Source organism: Campylobacter sp. RM16188 (assembly GCF_012978795.1).
In the GTDB taxonomy this organism is placed as follows: Bacteria; Campylobacterota; Campylobacteria; order Campylobacterales; family Campylobacteraceae; genus Campylobacter_A; species Campylobacter_A canis.
Window position 1 is genome coordinate 1 of sequence record NZ_LIWQ01000043.1, and the last position, 704, is coordinate 704.

At 36.9% G+C, this 704-nt stretch carries 1 protein-coding gene; it reads right to left on the minus strand.

What is annotated here, in order from left to right:
- A partial coding sequence (locus CDOM16188_RS11110) for a phage minor head protein (RefSeq protein WP_172202213.1) occupies positions 1-704 on the minus strand: 704 nt, incomplete at both ends.

Genomic DNA, 704 nt, shown 5'->3' on the forward strand with positions numbered 1-704 from the left:
TTGCTGTAGGCTTGAGTAAAAATATAATAACACGTTTTCTTGACTATCATAATATACATGTTTAGCTCTATCAAAGACACTTACGATAGCCTTTATTTCATCGATATTCGGCTTTTTTGCTTTCGGTTTGCTATCTCTGGTAATATGCGAAATCGTGTTTTGATATATGGCTATACTCTTAGCCTTTGGCGCTATACCTTGATTATTTAGGGCTTTTTTTATGTTTGGTTTTAACTCGCCCACTTGAACTACTTGAAAGGCTTTGTTTTTAATGATTGAGCCGCTAATCAGAACTTTTAGCATATCATTAAGCCCTTGCTGCCAAACATAAAGCTTTCGATCTTGCTCCAGGGTTTTAAGCTCCGATAGTGCAGCTTTTGCAAGGGCGGAGTCTTTATCTATTTTTTTGATTTTTTCTTTTAAAATTTTATCCTTGTTATCCGCTTTGCCTACATTATAAGCCCAGTCTTTATCGGCTATATTTAAAGGAGTGCTTTTAGACACTTGCCAGCCTTCGCTTTTAAGCTCATCCTCTGTTAATACTTGAACCTTACATCTGCATCCCCAGTCGTTAGGCGGATAATTTTTGTCCCAAAATTTATCAGTTTTTGGAAGTATGAGCCCATGTAGTTTTTTGTGGTTAGGGCGAACTCTTGAGTCAAGTATGGCTACATATCTAAAATACTGCGCATGCGAGTTCATTT